The following is a 20,520-nucleotide window of genomic DNA, read 5'->3' as shown; positions in this document are numbered from 1 at the left end:
TTTCGGACAAGCTACCCTCATAAACATAAGAAAAAAATCAGAAAGTGCAGGAGATCATAAACAGTATTATTATTTTCAAGGAGGGAAAAACTTATGCTACGTTATCTGCCTGTTCGAAAAGTTCATGCAAGACAGGTCCTTGATTCCAGGGGGAATCCTACGGTGGAAGCGGAAGTGACTGTGGGTGAAGGAATCGTGGGGATTAACGGATACACAGGAAGAGCCATGGTGCCGTCCGGAGCATCCACAGGTAAATTTGAGGCTGTGGAGCTGCGGGACGGAAACCGGGAGGAATATTTGGGACAGAGTGTGAAAAAAGCAGTGGAAAATATCAATACACGTCTGGCAGATGCCATTATCGGAGAGAATGCCCTGAACCAGGCATGGATTGATCATCTTCTGATCGAAACCGACGGAACGGAGAACAAAAGCAGCGCAGGAGCCAATGCCACGCTGGCAGTATCTCTGGCAGCAGCCCGCGCAGCAGCCGGGGCCCTTCGGCTTCCTCTTTATCAGTATCTGGGCGGCTGCCATACCATGCAGCTCCCTGTGCCGATGATGAATATTTTAAACGGGGGAAAGCATGCGGACAATACGGTAGATCTTCAGGAGTTTATGATCATGCCAACAGGAGCTTGCTGTCTGGAAAAGGGTATCCGCATGTGTGCGGAAGTCTACCAGCACTTAAAGCTTCTTCTCCGGGAAAAAGGACTCTCCACAGCAGTTGGAGATGAAGGCGGCTTTGCTCCGGATCTTTCTGATTCGGAGGAAGTGCTTACCCTGATCGTTCATGCCATAGAAAAAGCAGGATATAAACCAGGAGAAGAAATCACCATTGCCATTGATGCAGCCTCCAGCGAGCTTTATGATGAGGAAAAGGGTGTGTACTTTTTCCCTGGGGAGAGCCGCATGAAAGGAGAAAAGATCTACCGGGATGCCGGTGAGATGACAGAGTATTATGAAAAACTGGTGGAAAAATTTCCCATTGTTTCCATTGAAGACGGTCTCTGGGAGGATGACTGGGAAGGCTGGAAATATCTGACGGAACACCTGGGAAAAAAGATCCAGCTGGTAGGCGACGATCTGTTTGTCACCAATATCAAACGGCTGCACTGTGGCATCGGACTTGATGTTGCCAATGCTATCCTTATTAAAGTAAACCAGATCGGAACTCTCACGGAAACTCTGGATGCGGTGGAGATGGCTCAGCATGCCGGATATCGTGCAGTGATCTCTCACAGGTCCGGGGAAACAGAGGATTCCTTTATCGCAGATCTTGCAGTTGCCTGTGGGGCAGGACAGATCAAAACAGGCGCACCCTGCCGTTCGGACCGGAACGCCAAGTATAACCAGCTTCTGCGGATCCACGAACAGCTCGGAGCTCTTGGAAGATATAAAGATCCTTTTGTAAAAAAATCTCAGAAAAAGCCCTGCATAAAATAAACGGAAAATGGTTGAAATCCCGGTTTAGCTATGGTAAAATAACCTCTAGTTGATTAGGAGGTGTAACCGCGTGAACATTTTGAAGATTATTCTGACTGTAATTTATGCAATAGATTGTATCGCTCTGACTGTTGTCGTACTGATGCAGGAGGGCAAGCAGCAGGGTCTTGGCTCTATCGCCGGAGTAGCTGATACTTACTGGGGTAAGAATAAGGGCCGTTCCATGGAAGGTGGTCTTGTAAGAGGTACCATTATCATGGGAGTTATTTTCTTTGTACTGTCAATCGTACTGAACATTATCTGATCTGCCAGGGGCAGAACAGAAGTTGGTAACACTCTTGCTGCGTTAGCATGCAGAAGAAACTCGGATGGGGACTTCTTTTGTTAATCAGCAGGAGTGTTTTTGCGTTGATACAGGGGCACGGGTGAGCCTTCCTCCGGAAGGATAACAGGGTAAAAATGAAATATAAATATGAAACAGGAGAAAATGTGAAAAGATCGAAAAATTTTGAAAAAAGAAAAAAGTTTATAATGGAGCTTCTGGGAGATCCGCTGTATAAGCCCATGCGTCTGCGTGAGATCGCATCTCTTCTTCAGCTGGATAAGAGTGAGAAAAAAGAGCTTTTTGACGTGCTGGACGAGCTTTGCGCCCAGGGCAAGGCTGAAGTAGATAATAAAGGAAGATACAGCAAAGTTTCCGGCAAGCGCAGAGACAGACGAAAGAATAAAGAAGCTCTGAAGGCAGAAAAGCCGGAGCGTGGCCGTAAGGGAAGAGAACGCAGAGAGAAGAATCATGAGGAATATCGTTTCTCCGAGAAGGACGGAACCATCATGGAGGGAACTTTTATTGGCCATTACAAGGGCTTTGGCTTTGTGGAAGTGGAGGGTCAGGAACAGGATATTTTTATTCCGGAAAATGACACGGGAAGCGCCATGCATCAGGATAAGGTGCAGATTCTTGTACGGAACGGACATAAAGAGGGAAAACGTCAGGAAGGCGTTGTGCTGAAGGTTCTGGAAAGGGGAATGCCTTCGATCGTGGGAACATACCAGAGCAGCCGTGATTATGGCTTTGTGATCAGTGATAACCCCAAATTTTCCAAAGATATCTTTATTTCCAGAAAAAACTCCATGGGAGCAAAGGACGGAGACAAGGTAGTTGCAGAGATCACAGATTACGGTTCCAGAAACCGGAAGCCGGAAGGAAAGATCACAGAGGTGCTGGGAAACTTACGTTCACCTGGAACAGATATCCTTGCTATTGTGAAGAGCTTTAACATACCAAATGTATTTCCTGACAAAGTACTTCGTCAGGCTGACCGTGTGCCGGACCATGTACAGGAGGCGGATCTGGATGGAAGACTGGATCTCAGAGACCTTGTTACAGTCACCATTGACGGTGAGGATGCAAAGGATCTGGATGATGCCATTTCCCTGACAAAGAAGGATGGAATCTACCATCTGGGTGTGCACATCGCAGACGTGAGCAACTATGTTCAGGGCGGCAGTGCCCTTGACAGAGAGGCACTGAAGCGCGGAACTTCCGTCTATCTTGCAGACCGTGTCATTCCCATGCTCCCGGAGCGGCTTTCCAACGGTATCTGTTCTCTGAACCAGGGACAGGACCGTCTGACCTTAAGCTGTCTGATGGATGTTAATGAAAAAGGAAAGGTGATTTCCCATAAGATTGCAGAAACCGTGATCCGTGTAGATGAGCGTATGTGCTACACCGATGTAAAAAATATTCTGGAAGATACCGATGATGTGGCGAAGAAACGCTATGAAGCTCTGATCCCCATGTTTTTCCTGATGAAAGAGCTTTCCGGGATCCTGCGCAGCCGTCGGCATACAAGAGGTTCCATTGATTTTGATTTTCCGGAGAGTAAGATCATCCTGAATGCTGCAGGAAGAGCTATTGATGTGCAGCCCTATGAGGCCAATGTGGCAACCAGGATCATTGAAGATTTTATGCTTCTTGCCAATGAAACCGTGGCACAGGAATACTGTACCGGAGATTATCCCTTTGTATACAGAACGCATGAAAATCCGGATCCGGAAAAGATTGAAAGTCTTTTGATGCTTCTTCATAATGAAGGAGTCAACATACAGAAATCCGGACAGGAGATCACGCCTGGTGAGATCCAGGAGATCCTGGAAAGTATTGAGGGAATGCCCAATGAGGCACAGATCAGCCGACTGACCTTGCGTACCATGAAACAGGCAAAATATACTACGGAATGCAGCGGACATTTCGGACTTGCAGCGAAGTATTACTGCCACTTTACTTCTCCGATCCGAAGATATCCGGATCTTCAGATCCACAGGATCATCCATGACCGTCTGAGAGGCAGACTGGTAAGGGAAGGACGTACCGAGCATTACAAGGAGATCCTGGATGAAGTGGCGCGCCAGTCCAGTGTGTGCGAACGGCGTGCAGACGAAGCGGAAAGAGAATCCGATAAGCTGAAGAAAGCAGAGTATATGTCCTATCATCTCGGAGAGGAGTATGAGGGGATCATCTCCGGCGTTACAGGATGGGGACTTTATGTGGAGCTTCCGAATACCGTAGAAGGACTGATCCATATCAATACATTACGAGATGACTATTATGTATTTGACCAGGATGCATATGAACTGCGGGGCGACATGACAGGAAAGATCTTCCGTCTTGGGCAGAAGGTCCGTGTCCGTGTGGCAGATGCGGATAAAATGCTGAAAACCGTGGATTTTGTCCTGGCTGAGGAAGACTGAGGGAGCGCGAAATGGCAAAAAAAACAGGAATGAAACTGATCGCAAATAATAAAAAGGCTTTTCATGATTATTTTATCGAGGATACCTATGAGGCCGGGATCGCACTTGCAGGAACCGAGGTGAAATCCTTACGTTCCGGTAAATGCAGCATCAAGGAGGCCTTTGTCCGTGTGGAAAACGGAGAAGTTTATGTATATGGAATGCATATCACTCCTTATGAGAAAGGAAACATTTTTAACAAAGATCCTCTTCGTGTGCGTAAGCTTTTGCTGCATCGCTACGAGATCAATAAGATCGAAGCTAAATTAAAGGAAAAAGGATTGACTTTGGTACCACTGAAGGTTTATTTCAAGGACAGCCTGGTAAAAATAGAGATTGGCATGGCACGTGGTAAAAAGCTTTATGACAAGCGCCAGGATATTGCAAAGAAGGATCAGAGAAGAGAAGCGGAGCGAGACTTTAAAGTAAAAAATCTTTATTGATCGGCTGGTTTCAACTGAAAAAGTAAAAGTATGATAAAATGCGGGGAATGAGAAATGACAGAGGTACAGGAAAGACGTAAAAAAACGGTAGAAGCATCGATGACGGAGCAGGTTCATCTGATCATGCAGCAGCATCTGAACGGAGGCGGAAGACTTTTTGGCGGAGCACTGATGCAGTGGCTGGATGAGGTTGCCGGAGTGGTAGCTATGCGTCATGCGGAGACATATCGGGTGGTAACTGCGGCAGTGGACAATCTTCAGTTCAAGCATGCGATCTATGAGGGAGAGATCGTAGTACTTAAGGGATATGTGACTTATGTGGGAAGAACTTCCATGGAGGTCGAGATCGATACGTATGTGGAACAGCCGGATGGCATGCGTCATACTGTAAACCGGGCATTTTTTGTGATGGTGGCTGTAGATGAAGACCAGAAACCGATCCAGGTGCCGGAACTGATCATTACCACAGAAGCGGAAAAAGCCCGGAATGAAGCTGCGAAAATGCGCCGTGATATGCGCAGACAGCGAAGGGAAAACGGGTTCTGACCTCAGCTGTTCCAATTTTTGACATAGTTTAAAATATCTAAAGATTCTGTGAAATTCAGAACGGTCAGGTTGACAAGAAAGTGATACTCTGTAATAATAGAAAAGGAAAACCTGACAGCGAATAGGACCATTTTATATGGAGGAGATATAATGAAAAAACGTTATTTGATTCTTGCCGGAATTCTTGCAGCGAGCATGCTTGCAGCCGGTTGCGGAAAGAAGAACTCTGTGGCACCGGAGCAGAAGGTGGAGGCAACGGCAACCCCGACGGTAACGGAAGCTGCGAAAACGGATGTGGTGGAGATGCAGACCTCTACGGATGAAACAGCAAATATCAAGAACGTAATGGGAACCAAGAGTGAGACCACTACCAGTATTGTATTTACCAATAAGATGAATTCCACGATTTCTGCAATTTATGTCCGTCCTACCAGAGATGATGGCGATGACAGTGATGAGACCTGGGGAAGCGATCTTGTAAATGGTAAATTCACACTGGCTTCCAACGACAAGGCTGTTTATTATATGGAGAAGAGCCAGAAGGACGATAACGGAGATACAGCAACAAGCTTTGATGTAAGGATCACATTTTCTGACGAAGAGCAGAATGAATGTTTCTTCCGCCAGCTGCCGCTTCTGACGATCTCACAGCTGAGTCTTTGTATGGATGGTGAGGGTGAAGACGGAATCCCATATGCTACATATCTGGCGAGCGGAAGCACCAAGGAGGTGTCTACCCTGAAGGATGTAAAGGCAAGGCTTGGCATTGAGGATGACAGTGAAAGTGACAGTGACAGTACAGATTCTTCAGACAGTACGGCTGTGACTCCGACTCCGGAGAGTTCTGATGATAATGGAGACAGTACAGACAGCAGTTCGTCCGGCAGTTCGGACTCCACATCCACACCGGATCCAACATCTGCACCAGCTTCCTCTGATTCTTCCGATGCGGATCCTACGGAAGCACCATCCGGCGAGGATGATCCGGCATCTGTAGCAGCAAGATATATCGGTCAGTCCATGTCTGAGCTTGAGAATGCATGCGGCAGCCCAAATGGCAGTGATTATGAGGACGAGCCGGAGTCCGGTAAGACAGGTTATTATTATTATGATACGTTTACGGTATCCACAACTTTTGACAATGACGGCAATGAAGTTGTATCCGGCGTATGGTAAAGGAGAATAAACATATGAAAAGAGTGTTACTGAAATTAAGCGGAGAGGCTCTTGCAGGAGAGCAGAAGAGAGGCTTTGATGAAGCAACTGTTACAGAGGTTGCCAAACAGATCAAGACGATCGTGGATGAAGGACTTCAGGTTGGTATCGTGATCGGAGGTGGAAACTTCTGGAGAGGACGTACCAGCGGAGCCATGGACAGAAGCAAGGCGGATCAGATCGGCATGCTTGCTACTATCATGAACTGTATCTATGTGTCTGACATCTGCAGATATGTGGGACTTAAGACAGAGGTGTTTACCCCGTTTGTATGTGGTGCATTTACCACACTTTATTCCAAGGATGCTGTAGAAGAGAGCTTCGCAGAAGGAAAGGTTGTATTCTTTGCAGGTGGTACCGGCCATCCGTATTTCTCTACAGATACAGCTACTGTACTTCGTGCTGTTGAGATCGGCGCAGATGCCATTCTTCTTGCCAAGGCTGTTGATGGAATCTATGACAGTGATCCGAAGGTAAATCCGGATGCCAAGAAGTATGATGAGATTTCCATCGATGAAGTAGTTGCAAAGAAGCTGGCAGCTATGGATCTTACCGCTTCCATCATGTGTATGGAGCAGAAGATGCCGATGCTGGTATTCGGTCTTGATGAAAAGGACAGCATCGTCAATACCGTACATGGCAAGTTCTCCGGAACAAAGGTGACCGTGTGATCAAAAGGGAATAATAAAAAAAACCATACAGGGAGATATGTGAAATGGATGAGAGAATTCAGGTATACGAAACAAAAATGGGAAAAACACTGAATGCTTTGGAGAGTGAGCTGACAACCATCAGAGCCGGCCGTGCAAACCCGCATATTCTTGACAAACTTACCGTAGATTATTATGGAGCACCGACTCCGCTCCAGCAGGTTGCAAACATTTCTGTACCGGAGGCACGTATGATCCAGATCCAGCCGTGGGAATCCAGCATGATCAAAGCGATCGAGAAAGCGATCCTTTGCTCTGATCTGGGATTAAACCCGAGCAACGATGGAAAAATGATCCGTCTTGTTTTCCCGGAGCTTACCGAGGAGCGTCGTAAAGAGCTGGTGAAGGACGTTAAGAAAAAAGGCGAGGGTGCCAAGGTTGCAGTAAGAAATATCCGTCGTGATGCCAACGATGCATTTAAGAAACTTGCAAAACAGGATGTTTCTGAGGATGAGATCAAAGAGCTTGAGGATCAGATCCAGAAACTTACAGATAAGTACATCAAGGAAGTTGACAAGGCGATCGAGAACAAGTCTAAAGAGATTCTGACTGTATAATTGTAAGAAATACGAGGATAGAGAGGGCTTCTTTGAAGAAGCTCTCTTTCTGTATGGAGGAGATTTATGAACGTACCAAATCATATCGCGATCATTCTGGACGGAAACGGACGTTGGGCAAAGGAACGAGGAATGCCGAGAACCTACGGACATGTAAAGGGATGCGCCAATCTTGAAAACATTTGTTATGATATCAAAGACCTTGGGGTGAAATATCTTACGGTTTACGCTTTTTCCACAGAAAACTGGAAACGATCCAGAGAAGAAGTGGAAGCACTGATGAAACTGTTCCGCGGTTATCTTAAGAAATGTATCAAGATTTCCAAGAAAAATAATATGAAGATGAAAGTCATCGGAGATGTTACTGCCTTTGCACCGGATATCCAGCAGAGTGTCCGGGAACTGGAGGAATATTCCAAAGATTTTGACGGTATTTATTTTCAGCTGGCATTAAATTACGGAAGCCGTGATGAGATCCGCCGTGGAATGCAGAAGATGGCACAGGATGTAAAAGACGGAAAAGTTGAGCCGGATGGCATTACAGAAGATACGATTGAGAGCTATCTGGATACTGCAGGTGTACCGGATCCGGATCTTTTGATCCGCACAAGCGGTGAGCAGCGGCTTTCCAATTTCCTGCTTTGGCAGCTTGCCTATTCCGAGTTTTATTTTACACCGGTTGCATGGCCGGATTTCAATAAAGAAGAGCTGATCAAAGCCATCGAGAAATACAATCAGAGAGACAGACGCTACGGTGGCGTCAAGGAGGAGTAGATCATGTTTAAGACAAGACTGATAAGTGGTATCGTCCTTGTCATTATTGCCCTGGCAACTATCATTTCCGGAAGCTGGATCTTATTTTTTACACTTCTGGCTGTTTCACTGATCGGAATGAGAGAGCTTTACAAGGTAATGAAGGTAAGCGATGAGCATGTTACTGTGCTGGAACTTGTAGGATATCTTGGAGCAGTGCTTTATTATATTGCCATGAAAGCTGATTTTGGAAATTACGGAACAATGGCGATCATCATCAGTATGATCCTGATCCTGTTTGTTTATGTATTCGGTTATCCGAAATACCATGCAGAACAGGTGATGGCAGCATTTTTTGGAGTTGTATATGTTGCTGTGATGCTTTCCTTTATCTATCTTACCAGAAGCCTTCCGGACGGAAAATTCCTGGTATGGCTGATATTCCTGTGCTCCTGGGGATGTGACACCTGTGCTTACTGTGTGGGAATGCTTATCGGAAAGCATAAAATGGCGCCGGTTTTAAGCCCGAAGAAATCCATCGAGGGAGCTGTAGGAGGCGTTGCGGGAGCGGCGCTTCTTGGAGTGATTTATGCAGCAGCAACACAGGGAAAAATGGCTGAGTATGCCTTGATCTGCGCAGTTGGAGCTCTGATCTCCATGGTGGGTGATCTGGCTGCATCTGCGATCAAAAGAAACCAGAACATCAAGGACTATGGAAAGCTGATCCCGGGCCATGGAGGAATCCTGGACCGTTTTGACAGTGTGATCATCACAGCCCCTGTTATTTACTATCTTGCAAAAATGATTCTTGGAATTTAGGAGACATTAAAATGAAGAATATTGCAATCTTAGGTTCTACCGGCTCCATCGGGACCCAGACACTGGATGTGGCAAGAAAAAACGAAGACCTTCGGGTTGTTGCAGTCAGTGCAGGCAAAAGTGTGGAGAAGCTGGAAGAGCAGATCCGTGAGTTTCATCCGCTTCTGGCAGCAGTCTGGGATGAAGAAGCAGCCCGGGATCTGAAAACGCGTATTGCGGACACGGATACAAAGGTAGTCAGCGGAATGGAGGGACTTCTGGAGCTTGCGTCCATGCCGGAATCAGAAATTCTTGTCACTGCGATCGTGGGAATGATCGGGATCCGTCCTACCATGGAGGGAATCCGTGCCGGAAAGGACATTGCCCTGGCAAATAAGGAAACCCTTGTCACAGCCGGTCATCTGATCATGCCCATGGCAAAGAAATATGGCGTATCTATCCTTCCGGTAGACAGTGAACACAGCGCTATTTTCCAGGCTATCCACGGAGAAGAAAACAAAGAGATCCACAAGCTTCTGATCACGGCATCCGGTGGTCCCTTCCGCGGACGTACCACAGAAGAGCTGCGAAGGGTCACTGTTGCAGATACTCTGAAGCATCCAAACTGGGTAATGGGACGAAAGATCACCGTAGATTCCGCAACCCTGGTAAACAAAGGGCTGGAAGTTATGGAAGCCAAATGGCTGTTTGACATGGATCTGGATCATATTCAGGTGGTGGTGCAGCCGCAGAGTATCATCCATTCCATGGTGGAGTTTAAGGATGGTGCGATCATGGCACAGCTTGGAACTCCGGATATGAGACTTCCGATCCAGTACGCTCTGTACTATCCGCACAGACGATATCTGGACGGAGACCGCCTTGATTTCACGAAGCTTCATGAGATCACATTTGAGGTTCCGGATATGGAGACATTCCGGGGACTTCCTATGGCGATCCAGGCATCCCGGGAGAGCGGAAGTATGCCGACTGTCTTTAATGCAGCCAATGAGCTTGCAGTAAAGAAATTCCTGGAGGAAAAGATCGGCTTTCTGGATATTTATGAGATTATTGCACAGTCTATGGAAAGACATAAAAAAATCGCACATCCGGATCTGGATGAGATCCTTTCTGTAGAGCAGGATACTTATCAGTGGATCGAAAGCAGGTGGTAAATTGAAATTTGTGATTGCTGTAATTATTTTCAGTGTTGTGATACTGATCCATGAGCTGGGACATTTTCTTCTGGCAAAAAAGAACCATATCGAGGTATTGGAATTTTCTCTTGGTATGGGACCCAGGATCATAAGTACGGTAAAGGGCGGCACACGTTATTCCGTGAAACTGTTTCCTCTTGGAGGTTCCTGCGCCATGGCCGGAGAGGATGCGGAAGATGACAGTCCGGGAACCTTTAATTCGGCTCCTGTGTGGGGCAGGATCGCAGTGGTTGCTGCAGGTCCGATATTTAATTTTCTGCTGGCATTTGTTTTGTCTGTGATCATTGTAGGCTGTATGGGCTATGATCCGGCAACCGTATTGGAAGTAACCCAAAATTCTGCTGCGGAAAAGGCAGGATTGAAAAAGGGTGATGTGATCACGGAATATCAGGGCTATCATATTGATCTGGGGAAAGATCTTTATGTATATTCGTATCTCAACGAACTGAAAGAGGGAGATACCATCCGGCTGAAAGTAAAACGTGATGGAAAGGAACAGGAGATTTCCTATAAACCAGATGTAAATGTGCGGTATCTTCTTGGCTTTAACCGTTCCGATGTAAATTCCATGACAGTGGAATCACTGATCAAGGGAATGCCACTGGAAGAGGCAGGTCTGGAAGCCGGCGATGTGATCACGAAGATCAATGGTGTGGAGGTCCCGGATGGAAATGCATATGAAAAATACATCGAGGAGCATCCGTTATCCAAGAAACCTGTGACAATCACCTATGAGCGTAACGGACTGGAATATGAGGCAGAGATAACACCAAGGGAATACAGAACACCGGTTTCCGGTTTCGGATATAACACATACAGTGAAAAAACTTCCGGCTTTAATGTTCTGAAATATGGTGCTGTGGAAGTGAAATACATGATCCGTACTACGATCTTAAGCCTGAAAGAGCTTGTGACCGGTCACCTTGGAATGAAAGACTTAAGTGGTCCTGTGGGTATTGCGGATGCCATTGGCGACACTTACGAACAGTCCAAGAGTGAGGGAACGCTGATGATCTGGATGAATTTGTTGAATATGGCAGTTCTTCTTTCTGCAAACCTGGGAGTGATGAACCTTCTTCCTCTTCCTGCGCTGGATGGAGGAAGGCTGGTATTTCTGGTGGCAGAAGCGATCCGGAGAAAACCGGTAAACCGTCAGGTAGAAGGCATGATCCATTTTGCGGGGCTGATGCTTTTGATGGCGTTGATGGTTATCGTTATGTATAATGATATTCTGAAGATATTCTGAAGATATTCTGATATCTGGCGGAAGAAGGTAAATATCAAGTGTTACTGAGAACGGAGTGAACAATAACTATCAAGTGCTGTATGATCTGTGAGTAGATGATACAGCACTTTTTTTGTGCAGATATTTATTATATAATAAAGGCATCAGAGTAAAGGGGGATATGTAAATTTGAAAAAGGATATTTTAATACTGGCGGCATTGATAGCAGTTGTTATAGCAGTTCCTTTTCTGGCTACAAAGGCAGAAGAGGCAATCCAGATCAAAAATGAGGAATTTAAGGAAAAACAGAACAGGGAATGTTATGAAAAAGCGGAAGAATGCATGGATGCAGGCAAATATGATGATGCGATAGAGCTGCTGGAAAAACTTCCGGGATATTATGAGGATGTAAAATATATTATCCAATATGCAAAGTTTTGCGATGCTGTTCAGAATGGAGAAGGAATTGAGGAGCTGCATAAGCTTATATGGTATGTTCCAAAGGGAGATGAGTACAGTAGCAAATATATAGAAGAAATGAGGAAGGCCCAGAAAGATACAGAAGAACAATACAAAAAATATATGGCACAGAAGGAAAAAGAAGAGGAAGAAAGAATGCGAAAGGAGGATGAGCCATATAAGGGAATGAAAGAAAAATACATAAACATTACGCTTCTGGGAAGGGCAAAAGAGAAAAGAACAGAACATTACTGGCGGGACACACCGGGAAAAAGAACACAGGACATTCAGTACAGATATATGTGGTATAACAGCAATGGAGCAAAAAAATTCATGGCAGTCTGCAGAAACGGACGGGTCAGCAGTGTAGTGGAATTTGTTTCATCCACAACATCCGGGAAAAAAACTTACCGTGGAAATACCAGCAGGAATAATGACAGAAAAGATATGTACGATGTGCAGGATTATGATGATCCGGAAGATTTTTATTATGATCATGCAGATGAGTTTGATGATATCCAGGATGCGGAAGATTACTGGGAGGAAGCACAGTAGGAGATATGGCATTTTGAGATTCTGTACATATACTAGCAGAGAACCAGTGTGCTTTCAGGCACAAAAAGGAGCCTCTGTTTATGAAAAATCATTCTTATATTTCCATGCAGCAGGATATGCCGGATCAGGGACAGCTGCAGGTGACGGTGCTGGACAGTGCCAGTAACCGTCCGGTGGAAAATGCTACAGTGCGGATCTCGTACACAGGAGTCCCGGATAATGTGATCGAAGAAATCCGTACGGATTCCTCCGGAAAAACGCCCATGCTGGAGCTAGCAGCTCCTCCACTGGAATACAGCATGAAACCGGTGGAGCAGCAGCCTTATGCAGAATATACAGTTCGGATCAGTGCAGAAGGTTTTACACCAAAAGAAGTTGCCGGGACAGAAGTTCTTCCCCATTCCATTGCCAGGCAGGGAGCATCCCTTAGCAGACAGCAGGGTAGTGGAGAGGACTATCAGCGGATCGTCATCGGACCCCATACGCTTTTTGGGGAATATCCTCCCAAAAATCCGGAAGCAGAGATCAAGCCGATAAATGAAACCGGCGAGATCGTATTAAACAAAGTGGTGATCCCGGAGTATATCGTAGTCCACGACGGGCCAATAGGGGATACCTCTGCACAGGATTATTATGTAAGATATAAGGATTATATCAAAAACGTGGCCAGCAGTGAGATCTACGCAACTTGGCCGGAGGACACGATACGTGCCAATGTTCTGGCAATCATGTCGTTTACTCTGAACAGAGTTTATACAGAGTGGTACCGGAATAAGGGTTATGATTTCACCATTACATCCTCCACAGCATACGACCACAAATGGATCCATGGCAGGAATATTTTTGAGAGTATCGACCGGATCGTGGATGAACTTTTTGAAAACTACCTTTCCAGACCGGATGTACGTCAGCCGATCCTGACCCAGTACTGTGACGGACACCAGGTGCAGTGCAGGAACCGGGGATGGATGACCCAGTGGGGAAGCAAAGCTCTGGGAGATCAGGGATATTCCGCAATTGAGATCCTGCGGAGCTTCTATGGAAACGATATGTATATCAATGTGGCGGAAGCAGTTTCCGGGATTCCCGCGTCCTGGCCGGGATATGACCTGACTATCGGTGTTACCGGAGAAAAGGTACAGCAGATCCAGGAACAGCTTAATGCCATAGCAAAAGCCTATCCTGCCATCCCGTCAGTGACTGTGGATGGTATTTATGGTCCGGCTACTGCTGCATCTGTAAAAAAATTCCAGAATATATTCGGGCTTCCTGCATCCGGAGTGGTGGATTATCCAACCTGGTATAAGATACAGGACATTTATGTAGCAGTGACCAGGATAGCGGAGCTGCAGTAAATATAAAAATAATAAAAATGTTCCTGGCCATTTTCGGAGTGATCTGATCGGGGCTGGGAGTGTAATGCGTGAACATGATTTCAGAAAAAGTGTTTGACGTTTCAGAATAAACCAAGTATAATGGCTGTTTGTATCTTTGAACGTAAATTGTAAAGAGATTGCGTTTATGAGCATGTGAAAAAAGCGAAATGAGAATGTCTGTTTTACAAAAGGAGTGATGAAAATGACATTTTATCAGGAACTGCAGTTAAGCTCAACCGGATCAAAACAGCTGATCAGAAATACCACAGACAAAAAGGAGAAAAGAAGGCATATTCTGATCTATAATTTTAAAGTGTATCTTGTCATGGCATTTTGTGTGGCGGTTGTGACATTGTACAGTAAGATAACCGGCAATGACAACAGTGTTGTAGGAGTAACCGTACTACTGGCAGTGCTGGTTTTAAGACAGGCGGATTTCGGAATCCGGACGTCCCACGGATTGTTGTCCATTGCCGGGATTTTCTGTATTCTGATCGCAGGACCGAGATTATCCAATATGGTTTCACCGGTACCGGCATTTTTTGTTAATGCGATAAGCATCCTGTTACTGATGATCCTGGGATGTCATAATGTAATTATGTATAACCATTCCACATTTGTTCTCGGATATCTGCTTCTGATGGGATATGACGTAACCGGAAAGGCGTATCTGCTTCGTGTAGAGGGGCTTTTGGCCGGAATGGTTCTCTGCATGGTAGTTTTTTATAAGAATCAGAAAAACCGCCCGTATCGCAGGACGTTTCTGGACCTGTTCCGGGAATTTGACCTGCATTCTGCAAGAGGCAGGTGGTATTTAAGACTGACGCTGATCGTTTCCAGCGCTATGCTGATCATGTCTCTTTTGGGACTTCCAAGAGCAATGTGGGCCGGAATTGCCTGTATGTCCGTGTGTCTGCCGTTTACCGCGGATTGCAGGGGAAGAGCCGGAAAAAGAGCTATGTTCAACATCGTTGGCTGTATTCTGTTTGCAGTGCTTTATCTGATACTTCCGGAATCTATGTATCCCTATATTGGAATGATCGGAGGAATCGGTGTGGGATATTCCGCAGGTTATGCGTGGCAGACTGCATTTAATACATTTGGAGCACTGTCCATTGCATCAGGACTGTTTGGAATGCCGGCAGCAGTGCTGCTCCGTATTGGAGCCAATGTATTTAGTTCAATTTATACGATGCTCGCAAATAAGCTTGGGGATAAGCTTGTGCAGCATATGTGGGTACGAAAGAGTGCAGAAATCTGAGATATTGCCCTGAAAAAAGTTTTGCCGTATAATGGGTAATAGCATAACAGCCTGGATATTACCGGGCCGACAGAGGAGAAGATTATGTACGAAGAAACAACAGAAAAACTGCTGGAATTTATCAGTAAAAGTCCTACAGCCTTTCAGGCGGCAGAGGAAACAAGAAGACGTTTTTTGGAGGAAGGCTTTACAGAATTGAAGGAAGAGGAGCGCTGGGAGCTGGAAAAGGGCGGAAAATATTTTGTCATGAGAAATCATTCCGCGATCATCGGATTTTCCATTCCTGTCAATGACTGCAGGAGATATCATATCATTGCAAGTCACAGTGACTCTCCGTCTTTTAAAATAAAAGAAAATCCGGAGATGTCTGTAAACGGAGCTTATGTGAAACTGAATGTGGAGCGGTACGGAGGAATGATCCTTTCTACCTGGTTTGACCGTCCCCTTTCTGTGGCAGGCCGCATGATCGTCCACAAAAACGGAAAAATTCTGGAAAAGCTTGTAGATATTGATAGAGATCTGGTCATGATCCCGAGCCTTGCGATCCATATGAACCGAGATATTAACGGAGGCTATCATTATAATGTCCAGAAGGATATGCTTCCATTGTACAGTAGCAGTGGCGAAAAAGGAAACTTCATGCGGATGCTGGCAGAAGAGGCAGAGATCCGTCCGGAGGATATCCTGGGCCATGATCTGTTTCTCTATAACCGGATGCCCGGAACGATCTGGGGGTCCAGGAATGAGTTTGTTTCCAGTCCAAGATTAGATGATCTGCAGTGTGCTTTCGCTTCAATGGAAGGCTTTCTTCAGGCAGATAAGAAGAAGGTCATTGCAGTCCACTGTGTACTGGATAATGAAGAAGTGGGAAGCACTACCAGGCAGGGAGCTGCATCCACATTTCTTAAAGATGTACTGTTTCGTATCAATCTGGCCCTTGGCGGAGATCAGGAAAGTTATCTGATGGCCCTTGCAGAGAGCTTTATGATCTCTGCGGACAATGCACATGCATTACATCCGAATTATACAGACAAGGCAGATCCTGTAAACCGTCCGGTAATGAACGGTGGAATTGTGATCAAATATAATGCCAATCAGAAATATTGTACCGATGGGATTTCCACAGCAATCTTTAAGGAACTCTGCAGAGAAGCAGATGTGCCATATCAGACATTTGTGAACCGTTCCGATATTGCCGGTGGTTCCACTCTGGGAAATATTTCCAATACCCAGGCGGCCATAAATACGGTCGATATCGGTCTGCCGCAGCTGGCGATGCATTCCGCTTATGAAACAGCCGGAGTGAAAGATACGGAAAGCCTGATCCGTGCGGCAAAGGTATTTTACAGGTGATATCGGAGGACAGGAAAATGAGCAGAAAAGCAGTATTTTTTGATGCGGACGGAACAGTCTGTGATATGAAAAAAGGAGTGCCGGACAGTGCCATAGAAGCCATCCGTGCGCTGGTAGATAACGGACATGAAGCGTGGCTCTGCACAGGAAGAAGTCGTGCGTTTGTATCCTGGTATCTGGAGCAGATCCCTTTTACGGGAATGATCAGTGCCTGCGGATCCACCATTGAGAAGGACGGGAAGAGACTTTTTAATAAAGAGATGACGCCGGAGGTTGCAAAGCTTTCTGTGGAGGTTCTCAGAAAATACGGACTGATCCCGGTAATGGAAGGCGCGGATTTTATGTATTATGACAAAGAGGAGTATACCGATGAAGTGAACTGGTATGCCAGTCTGATCACAGAATCCCTGGGCGATAAATGGAGGCCTATCCGTGGAAATGAGGATTGTATGCGGATCAATAAGATCAGTGCAAAAATGACTGAGGGATGTGATGCGGAGGCAGCGTTATCCATTTTATCAGAATACTATGATATCATCCGCCATGAAGGCAGCAGTTCGTTTGTGGGAAATACCATTGAACTGGTGCCAAAGGGCTTTAACAAGGCTGTTGGGATCGCAGCTGTGATCCGCCTGTTTGATATTCCGTGGGAGAATACCGTTGTTTTTGGAGACAGCAACAATGATCTTGCCATGTTTGAATACGCTGCAACAAAGGTTGCCATGGGAAATGCTTCTCCGAAGATCAAAGAACTGGCAGATTATGTTACGTCTGACATGTTCCACTACGGCATTCGGGATGGCTTGAAATATCTGAAGCTGATCTGAGAGAATGCTTCGTTTGTTTTGTAGGCTATGAGATTGTAAGAACAGAAACATCCACATCAGAAATGATAGCTTTATGTGAATATGCTTTTATAAAAAAATGCTGTAAGAACCAGAAATCATAGTTCTTACAGCATTTTATGTTACAGATTTTTCCGGGTAGATAATATGCAGAAGCTGCAATATCAGATCAGTCCCAGACCTTTGCAGATAAACAGCCAGAGTGTCAGGGTAAAGGCACTGAATAATGTGGTAAGAAGCACGACTCCCGAAGAAAAAGAGCCCTCATGTCCCATGTTTTTTGCCATGACAAAGCAGGTAACGGTGCTGGCAGACCCCAGCATGATAATGATGGAAACCAGCTTGTCCTTTGTAAAACCGCAACGGATGGCAAGAGGAAGAAAAAGTGCTTCATAACCGACAAGTTTCATAAATGTACAGGCAACAGATGCTTTCAGCCGGGAAAAGGCTTTTCCGAAGTGCAGAGATCCGCCCATAGCCATGAGGCCAAGAGGCGTGGCGGTTTTTGCAAGATTGCCTGCCGTAGAGTCCAGGATCTTCGGAAATGGAAGACGAAGAAAGGACCAGAGTGTACCGGCTGCAATGCCGAGAATGATGGGATTGGTGACAATTCCCTTTAAAGTGCGCTTCAGAACGGTACCATCTATTTTTCCCTGACCTGGTTTAAAGACAGAGAGAACTACAACAGCCATTACATTGTAAAGAGGGACGCTGGCAATGATCATCAGTGGTGCCATACCTGCATTTCCGTAAAGGTTCTGGATAATGGCGATACCAAGGATCGCTGCGCTGCTGCGGTAGGATGCCTGGATAAACTCGCCCCGGATATCGGAAGGGTGGAGAAAACGGGACAGGAGCACGGAGATCATAATACTGAGCGATGTGATCGCAAAACAGAAAAGAATCATCTTGGGATCCCAGGCCTCATAGATATCGATTTTAGCGATGTCCTGAAACAGAAGCACAGGCAGGGGGATGACAAACACAAATTTGTTCATACGATTGACAAATGTTTCATCAAACAGTCCGATCCTCCGGAAAAAATATCCCAGGAGCAGCGTAAGAAAGATGGGCACGGTAACATTCAGACAGAAAATAAGATTGTCCATAAAAGAAAGCCTCCCTGTGGTAAAATTTCTCTGTTTATTATATTCAAACTACGAAAATTGTCAAACGAGGTATACGGGACTGGAGATTTCTGGTATGATAAAAAGTGTTGCGAAGAAAGCAGCACAGGGGTTGAGAAGGAGAAAGGAAAGAAAATGAGATACGGAAAAATACGGATCGAAGATGGCTTTTTTGTGTTTACCAGACATATGATGCTCAACAGTCTTCCGTGTAAAGATATTCTCTGGGCGTACATGCGCCGTGAGGGAACCGATAAAACCGGTGAAAAGCAGCTGATCATCAATTATCTGGTGATCATAACCAGACGTCAGAAGCGTTATAAATTTGATATGACAGAGCAGGAGGTACAGGATTGCCTTCAGCTTCTTAAAGTACTGAATCCGGATCTTGCGGTTGGTTTTCCAAAAGGAAGCAGGCTTCCGCTTCAGAATCTTCCGAATACAAGAGATCTGGGTGCATTGATGACAGTAGACGGTTCGCATATTCTTCCCAGAAAACTTTTGCGCAGCGGAGAAATCTATCATGCTTCTGCTGCAGACAACCGGATCCTTTCAGAAGAATATAATGTAAAAACAGTGATCGATTTCCGGTCAGCTGCAGAAGTAAAGAAAAAACCGGATGATATCATGGCAGGAGTGGAGTATTATCACATTCCAATCCGGGATGAGGACAGCAGTGGAAACAGCTTTTTTGAACATGTGATGTCCTGCTATGGTGATGTAGACCGGTATATGCAGGACTGGTACCGGAATTTCGTTACGGATGAGTATTCTCTGAAGCAGTATGCACGTTTTCTGGATGTCCTGCTTCATGTAAAGAATGGAGCTGTTGTTTTTCACAGTGCCACAGGAGAAGACCGGACAGGAGTCGGAACAGCACTTTTGCTCTTTGCTTTGGGTGTACCTAAGGAAACGATACGAAGGGATTATATGCGGTCGAATCCATGTCTGGAAGATGAACTGAAATATATGCGCAGGCTTTACCGGGCAGACTGGCCGGAAAACAGCCGGAAGCTTGCAGATCTGAAAGCCTTCTATCAGGTGAAGGAGTCCTATATCAATACAGTTTTTGATGTCATCGAAAAAGAAAACGGAGGAATTGAAAGATTCCTTCGAAAAAAACTTTATCTGACACCAAAGGCATCCGAGGAGCTTAAGAAAAAATATCTGATCTGAGGATAAAAACATTTCTTATCAGCCTGAAGGGATTTTGCAGGAAATTTTGATTGACAAAATTTTCGAAGTTGTTATAATGGTAAGAAAGCAAGGGTTTATTAGATTAAAGCGTTAACTGACGAAGTCGGTTTTCTATACATAAAAGTGTTGAAAGCAGGTGTATTATGGAAAAGAGAATACTATCCATCCTTGTGGATAATACCTCCGGAGTCCTTAGCCGTGTGGCTGGTCTTTTCAGCCGCCGTGGATATAATATTGACAGCATTACCGCAGGAGTGACTGCAGATCAGAGATATTCCCGTATGACAGTTGTCTGTGAGGGAGATGATCAGATGCTCCAGCAGATCACTAAGCAGCTGGCGAAGCAGGAAGATGTACGGGATGTTAAGGTCCTTGAACAGGACGACAGCGTTGCCCGTGAGCTGATGCTCGTCAAGGTTGCTGTGAAGCCGGAACAGAGACAGGGAGCTCTTTCTGTTGCAGATATCTTCCGTGCCAAGGTGGTGGATGTAAGTAAGGATTCTCTTATTATGGAGATGACCGGAAGCCAGAACAAGCTGCAGGCGTTTGTGGAGCTGATGGCTGACTATGAGATCCTTGAGCTTGCAAGAACAGGAATCACAGGTCTGTCACGAGGCAGTGACGATGTCCGGTACCTGTAAAAATTTTTA

The 20,520-nt window shown here is 45.6% G+C and carries 20 protein-coding genes; 19 read left to right on the top strand and 1 reads right to left on the bottom strand.

All coding sequences use genetic code 11. The annotated features are described in order from the left end of the window. Nucleotides 1-93 precede the first annotated feature (93 nt). The 17 genes from eno (at nt 94) to DWW77_RS15565 (ending at nt 17,528) form a co-directional block, all read left to right on the top strand. Nucleotides 94-1,443 (top strand): phosphopyruvate hydratase, encoded by a 1,350-nt coding sequence (gene eno / locus DWW77_RS15645; protein ID WP_118609086.1) that lies wholly within the window; start codon nt 94-96, stop codon nt 1,441-1,443. A 70-nt stretch (nt 1,444-1,513) separates the two neighbouring features. Further along, nucleotides 1,514-1,747 carry a preprotein translocase subunit SecG gene (gene secG, locus DWW77_RS15640; RefSeq protein WP_021652956.1) on the top strand — a complete coding sequence of 78 codons (234 nt, stop codon included), beginning with the start codon at nt 1,514-1,516 and terminating at the stop codon, nt 1,745-1,747. 185 nt (nt 1,748-1,932) lie between these two features. Then, the gene (rnr, locus tag DWW77_RS15635; protein WP_330627229.1) at nt 1,933-4,194 is read left to right on the top strand and encodes a ribonuclease R; all 2,262 of its coding nucleotides are present in this window, start codon (nt 1,933-1,935) and stop codon (nt 4,192-4,194) included. Between the two features lie 11 nt (nt 4,195-4,205). Continuing rightward, nucleotides 4,206-4,676, top strand: coding sequence for an SsrA-binding protein SmpB (gene smpB / locus DWW77_RS15630; protein WP_021652954.1), 471 nt, complete (start codon nt 4,206-4,208; stop codon nt 4,674-4,676). A 54-nt stretch (nt 4,677-4,730) separates the two neighbouring features. Beyond that, nucleotides 4,731-5,222, top strand: coding sequence for an acyl-CoA thioesterase (locus DWW77_RS15625; RefSeq protein WP_021652953.1), 492 nt, complete (start codon nt 4,731-4,733; stop codon nt 5,220-5,222). A 150-nt stretch (nt 5,223-5,372) separates the two neighbouring features. Continuing rightward, nucleotides 5,373-6,398: a hypothetical protein gene (locus tag DWW77_RS15620; RefSeq protein ID WP_022426542.1), complete on the top strand. Its 1,026-nt coding sequence runs from the start codon at nt 5,373-5,375 to the stop codon at nt 6,396-6,398. A 14-nt stretch (nt 6,399-6,412) separates the two neighbouring features. Further along, nucleotides 6,413-7,108 (top strand): UMP kinase, encoded by a 696-nt coding sequence (gene pyrH / locus DWW77_RS15615; protein WP_021976283.1) that lies wholly within the window; start codon nt 6,413-6,415, stop codon nt 7,106-7,108. Between the two features lie 44 nt (nt 7,109-7,152). Further along, nucleotides 7,153-7,704 (top strand): ribosome recycling factor, encoded by a 552-nt coding sequence (gene frr / locus DWW77_RS15610; protein WP_015526785.1) that lies wholly within the window; start codon nt 7,153-7,155, stop codon nt 7,702-7,704. A gap of 66 nt (nt 7,705-7,770) precedes the next feature. Continuing rightward, nucleotides 7,771-8,478 (top strand): undecaprenyl pyrophosphate synthase, encoded by a 708-nt coding sequence (gene uppS / locus DWW77_RS15605; RefSeq protein ID WP_015526784.1) that lies wholly within the window; start codon nt 7,771-7,773, stop codon nt 8,476-8,478. A gap of 3 nt (nt 8,479-8,481) precedes the next feature. After that, a complete protein-coding gene (locus DWW77_RS15600) occupies nt 8,482-9,276 on the top strand; it encodes a phosphatidate cytidylyltransferase (RefSeq protein WP_015526783.1) in 795 nt (264 codons plus the stop codon). An 11-nt stretch (nt 9,277-9,287) separates the two neighbouring features. Continuing rightward, the gene (dxr, locus tag DWW77_RS15595) at nt 9,288-10,430 is read left to right on the top strand and encodes a 1-deoxy-D-xylulose-5-phosphate reductoisomerase (protein ID WP_118609084.1); all 1,143 of its coding nucleotides are present in this window, start codon (nt 9,288-9,290) and stop codon (nt 10,428-10,430) included. A gap of 10 nt (nt 10,431-10,440) precedes the next feature. Continuing rightward, on the top strand, nt 10,441-11,718 hold the full coding sequence (gene rseP, locus DWW77_RS15590) for an RIP metalloprotease RseP (protein WP_286188030.1): 1,278 nt from the start codon (nt 10,441-10,443) through the stop codon (nt 11,716-11,718). A 168-nt stretch (nt 11,719-11,886) separates the two neighbouring features. Continuing rightward, nucleotides 11,887-12,711, top strand: a complete 825-nt coding sequence (locus DWW77_RS15585; RefSeq protein ID WP_118609082.1) for an outer membrane protein assembly factor BamD — start codon at nt 11,887-11,889, stop codon at nt 12,709-12,711. A gap of 80 nt (nt 12,712-12,791) precedes the next feature. Then, nucleotides 12,792-14,066: a peptidoglycan-binding protein gene (locus tag DWW77_RS15580; protein WP_118609081.1), complete on the top strand. Its 1,275-nt coding sequence runs from the start codon at nt 12,792-12,794 to the stop codon at nt 14,064-14,066. A 223-nt stretch (nt 14,067-14,289) separates the two neighbouring features. Continuing rightward, on the top strand, nt 14,290-15,348 hold the full coding sequence (locus DWW77_RS15575; protein ID WP_015526780.1) for an FUSC family protein: 1,059 nt from the start codon (nt 14,290-14,292) through the stop codon (nt 15,346-15,348). An 84-nt stretch (nt 15,349-15,432) separates the two neighbouring features. Continuing rightward, on the top strand, nt 15,433-16,701 hold the full coding sequence (locus tag DWW77_RS15570) for a M18 family aminopeptidase (RefSeq protein ID WP_118609080.1): 1,269 nt from the start codon (nt 15,433-15,435) through the stop codon (nt 16,699-16,701). Nucleotides 16,702-16,718: 17 nt separating this feature from the next. After that, a complete protein-coding gene (locus tag DWW77_RS15565; RefSeq protein WP_015526778.1) occupies nt 16,719-17,528 on the top strand; it encodes a Cof-type HAD-IIB family hydrolase in 810 nt (269 codons plus the stop codon). Between the two features lie 182 nt (nt 17,529-17,710). On the opposite strand, the gene DWW77_RS15560 is transcribed toward DWW77_RS15565, so the two are convergent. Continuing rightward, entirely contained in the window at nt 17,711-18,655 is a 945-nt protein-coding gene (locus DWW77_RS15560) for an AEC family transporter (RefSeq protein ID WP_118609079.1), read from the bottom strand. Between the two features lie 153 nt (nt 18,656-18,808). On the opposite strand from DWW77_RS15560, the gene DWW77_RS15555 reads away from it, so the two are divergent. Further along, complete coding sequence (locus DWW77_RS15555) at nt 18,809-19,849, top strand: tyrosine-protein phosphatase (RefSeq protein ID WP_118609078.1); 1,041 nt, start codon at nt 18,809-18,811, stop codon at nt 19,847-19,849. A 164-nt stretch (nt 19,850-20,013) separates the two neighbouring features. Then, a complete protein-coding gene (gene ilvN / locus DWW77_RS15550) occupies nt 20,014-20,511 on the top strand; it encodes an acetolactate synthase small subunit (RefSeq protein WP_021652933.1) in 498 nt (165 codons plus the stop codon). Nucleotides 20,512-20,520 lie beyond the last annotated feature (9 nt).

This window comes from Ruminococcus sp. AF17-12, assembly GCF_003479245.1.
GTDB classification, from domain to species: domain Bacteria; phylum Bacillota; class Clostridia; order Lachnospirales; family Lachnospiraceae; genus Blautia_A; species Blautia_A fusiformis.
Note: the sequence above shows the minus strand (reverse complement) of the source record. Positions and strands in the feature narration are given on the sequence as shown.